Origin of the sequence: Peribacillus sp. YIM B13472 (assembly GCF_042788005.1) — a bacterium.
Taxonomy (GTDB): domain Bacteria; phylum Bacillota; class Bacilli; order Bacillales; family DSM-1321; genus Peribacillus; species Peribacillus simplex_E.
Map to the genome: position 1 here is coordinate 1 of NZ_JBHZPG010000074.1, position 3,412 is coordinate 3,412.

A 3,412-nucleotide genomic window follows, 5' to 3' on the forward strand; every position below is an offset into this window, starting at 1 on the left:
TATCATATATCGATATAAAAAATGGTCAACCAGAAATAACTGGCTGACATTATAATACGAAAGGGGCAGGATAGTTCAACAAGCATAGTGTATACGAACTGTGCATATTTAGATTTATTAACTTATCGATTTCCTCTCTTTCAAAAGTTGAATAAAAAGCACTTTCTATTCAACTTTTCTAGAAATATAATTAAACGGAAAGGAGGCAATAAGAATGAAACATAATTCTATGCACCAATGGCATAAAGAGCATAAAGAGCATAATAAACGAGTAGCAGAATTTCACAAAAAACACGCTGCTCAAGTAGCTAATGGAGAAAACGGAAACGGTTGGTTAGCCAAGCTCGAAACGTCTTTTTTTAATAAAGTACTTGTTCCTCTTAAAGTTGTGAAATAACATCTATTTTCTGCTCCTGTTCTTTGAGGAGCAGTTATTTTTTGATTTTATATAAATACTTTGTGACACAGTATGGGTCAACTCTACAATAATCCTAAATGAACTAACGGGTGCTTTACTTCAATAAGACAACATAATATTCTTCCACAATTCGGCGCATTTCGATAATAAGAAATGCGTTTTTTTACAATCGGGCCAGATTGTGGAATAAAGAAATTTATGTAAAGGATTTTACTAATATTAACGGAGCAGGATATTTAATAGCCAATACAATAAGTAATTGTCAATATTCTGATACTCCTATATAGTGGGATTATATGTAAAATTTTATGTTCAATCGATTCCTATCTTTTTAACTAGAAAATAAAGTGTATAAATTTGGGGGAATAGTTATGAATATTAACTTAACTGATTTAATTTCAAATATTCAGAGTAAGAATGATTTCTCAGGTACAGTATTTGTTAAAGATGAGGAAATGGTGTTAGATTTAAACTTTGGTTACGCTAACCGTTCTGAACAACGTAAAAATAATTCAACAACTCGCTTTGGAATAGCATCTGGATGCAAACTCTTTACTGCTATTGCAATTTGTCAGCTCGTGGAAGAGGGTAAAGTTTCTTTTGATTCAAAATTAAGCGATTGTCTTGATATTGATTTTCAGCATTTTGACAAAGAGGTAACTGTCCATCATTTACTGACACATACTTCAGGAATACCTGATTATTTTGATGAGGAAGTCATGATAGACTTCGAAGAACTTTGGATTAAAAATCCTATGTATCAAATAAAGAGGTTAAAAGATTTCCTTCCATTATTTCAAGACGAGCGTATGAAATTGCAAGTAGGACAATCCTTTCACTACAACAATGCTGGTTATATTTTGTTGGGTCTTATTGTTGAACAGGCAACAAAACTTGAATTCTCTGACTATGTTCAAAAATGTATTTTTAAAAAAGCTAATATGATGGACTCTGGATATTTTACATTTGACTCTCTACCTCCAAATACAGCATTAGGATATATAGATCGTCCTGATGGTACTTGGAAGACAAATATTTATTCGTTACCTGTAAAAGGTGGTGCCGATGGCGGGGCATTTGTAACAGTGGTAGACATGGCTAAGCTGTGGGATGCGCTTTTTAATTTTCAACTTTTAAGTGAAGAGTACACCAACAAAATAATAAAGGCTCATATTCAAGTCAATGAAAGTGACTTCTATGGTTATGGTACATGGATTAAGAAAACTGATAATAGTGTACTTAAATATCATGTAATGGGTTACGACCCAGGAGTCAGCTTTCATTCTGCTTATTATCCTGAAACATCTGCAAAAGTTGTGGTCTGCTCCAACAAGTCGGAGGGAGCTTTTGAGATTATGAGTGGAATCGAAGCAGAATTGAAAAAAGTCACTAACTTATAAATCCATAATAAGAAAAGACGCATTTCTATAATAGGAATGCGTCTTTTAACAATAGATCCGGATTGTAGAACAACAACCAGAAAAAGGATTAATCTCCCATGAGTGCGGTGAAGCAAAAAGAAAAAAAGCATCCAATTAGATATAATACAGTTAACACTTATAGATCAAGGTTGGAGTATGTGAATAATTATTCTTAAACTAACGGGTGCGTTAGTTGATTAATGATCTTCAACAATTGGGCGCTATTATTGAATAAACCTTAGATTTTTAAATGACTTTATTTTAATATTTTTGATTACAGTGAAGTATCTTATATCCAAAATTAAACAACTATATTTTAACCCCGTCTTAAATTTAGAACGGGGTTATGCTTTTTTTAGGTTTTAAAATTAAATTACTTTATTGTCTTTTTACAGGATTTCCATTCTTTCGTGGTTCGCTTCATATATTCGAATATAATTTTTAGGGTGGTCAAAAAGTTTCCCATCTTTTTCAACCATCCATAAAGCCATCCTTTAGCAGAAAAGAATCTTAACAAAAATGCTTATCAATCTTTATCTTAGATTTATAGCATTTTTAATTGTTTCATATTTCGACAGCGTTTTCATTTGTTGTCCTTTATAATTTTAGAAAAGATCAAGAGATATTAAAGTGGATTAAACAAGCGCTAGTATCACAATCTATCAGTTTATTAAAAAGCATCATAACTCAATTTGGCGGAGGGATATGAGTGAGTGTAAACATCGGAGTACAGCCGATTGAAAATTATGCTAAATTAGAAGATAAAGTTTTAGTAAAGATGGTTCATAGTGGAGATAGCGAGTCATTGGCTTTTTTAATTAATAAATATCAGAATTTTGTTCGCGCGAAGACAAGACCATATTTTTTAGTTGGTGCAGATAAAGAAGATCTTGTTCAAGAGGGAATGATTGGTCTATATAAAGCTATTCGTGACTTTAGAGAGGACAAGGTGGCCTCTTTTAAAGCTTTTGCTGAACTTTGTATCACTAGACAGATTATAACCGCGATCAAAACGGCTACTCGTCAAAAGCATGTACCTCTAAACTCGTATGTTTCTCTGGATAAGCCTCTTTATGATGAAGAATCAAACTATACGCTTATGGATAGGATATCCGGAGAAAAAATAACGAATCCGGAAGCATTGTTCATTAACCAAGAAAAAGCTAATGATATAGAACTTAAAATAGCAGAATTGCTTAGTGATTTGGAAAGAAGTGTGTTGACCTTATATATGGATGGACAATCATATGTGGAAATTTCTGAAGAACTAAACACGCATGTAAAGTCCATTGATAATGCTCTCCAGCGAGTAAAAAGAAAACTTGAACGGCAACTGGCGATAAGGGTGGCTATCTGATAATTTCATTTGAATTTTCTGAATTGGTATATAGTCCCGTTTATTTTTGTGAAAATGATTTCAACCTGCTGAGGTAACGTTTTTCTTATGGCACTAACGCGTGCGTTAGCTGAAGATCGGAGCTGTCTTTAAGACAGCTTTTTCTTATGCAACTAAACCAGCTAATAGTTAGTCAACATTTTTCAATGAAAACTTAAAATATTTCATGCTATACTA

At 32.8% G+C, this 3,412-nt stretch carries 3 protein-coding genes; all 3 read left to right on the forward strand.

What is annotated here, in order from left to right; all coding sequences use genetic code 11:
* The first annotated feature begins 214 nt into the window (after positions 1-214).
* The 3 genes from ACFX4I_RS26290 to sigH all read left to right on the forward strand — a co-directional run bounded on the left by ACFX4I_RS26290 (position 215) and on the right by sigH (position 3,196).
* Positions 215-397, forward strand: coding sequence for a hypothetical protein (locus ACFX4I_RS26290; RefSeq protein WP_377424171.1), 183 nt, complete (start codon positions 215-217; stop codon positions 395-397).
* A 392-nt stretch (positions 398-789) separates the two neighbouring features.
* Positions 790-1,818 carry a serine hydrolase domain-containing protein gene (locus tag ACFX4I_RS26295; RefSeq protein WP_377424174.1) on the forward strand — a complete coding sequence of 343 codons (1,029 nt, stop codon included), beginning with the start codon at positions 790-792 and terminating at the stop codon, positions 1,816-1,818.
* A 730-nt stretch (positions 1,819-2,548) separates the two neighbouring features.
* Positions 2,549-3,196, forward strand: a complete 648-nt coding sequence (gene sigH, locus ACFX4I_RS26300; RefSeq protein WP_202187501.1) for an RNA polymerase sporulation sigma factor SigH — start codon at positions 2,549-2,551, stop codon at positions 3,194-3,196.
* Positions 3,197-3,412 lie beyond the last annotated feature (216 nt).